This is a genomic window from Gehongia tenuis (assembly GCF_014384795.1).
Classification (GTDB): Bacteria; Bacillota; Clostridia; order Christensenellales; family NSJ-53; genus Gehongia; species Gehongia tenuis.
In genome coordinates, this window is sequence record NZ_JACRSR010000014.1 from 1 (window position 1) to 658 (window position 658).

Annotated in this window: 1 protein-coding gene; it reads left to right on the forward strand. The window is 56.8% G+C overall.

Annotation, left to right across the window (positions count from 1 at the left end; genetic code table 11):
• The coding region (locus tag H8696_RS11250; protein WP_249317537.1) for a putative HNHc nuclease at positions 1 to 593 on the forward strand (593 nt) is incomplete at its 5' end.
• Positions 594 to 658 lie beyond the last annotated feature (65 nt).

Below are 658 nucleotides of genomic sequence, written 5' to 3' on the forward strand. Positions count from 1 at the left end.
TCCATGTGTCCGCCCCGCTCCAACTGCCGGAAGGGTACCGGATCAGCGCTGAGTGTGATATCTACCTAAGCGACGGCAGGAGCATCACACCGGACCAGCGGCGCAAGGCATGGGCGCTCCTCGGGGATATCGCCAATTACAACGGGGATGATGGCAAGGCCCTGAACGAGACCCTGAAAGCCAAGTTCTGCGCGGAGCATGGGGTGGAACACTTCTCGCTCTCGAATGCGGACAGAACCACGGCGAGAGAGTACATCACTTTCCTGATCAACTTCTGCCTGGCATGGGATATCCCCTGCTACGACAGCCTGCTCAACCGCACGGACGACATAGACCGCTATTTGTACCTGTGCCTGTACCACCGCAAATGCTGTCTGTGCGGCAAGAAAGCGGACCTGCATCATGTGGACACGGTGGGCGCAGGCAGAGACAGGCGTAAAATCCACCACCTGGGGCTGCTGTCGGAAGCCCTGTGCCGGAAGCATCACAATGAGGTGGGCAGGATCGGACAGCAGACCTTTGACGACAAATACCATATCTACGGGATCAAACTGGATGAAATCTTGTGCCGGAGATTAGGGGTACCGGCATAAATGGGGGAAGGGAGAACAAGCGTGGGGGAACAAAGGCAAGCGATCAACTACATGCTGGAGATCAA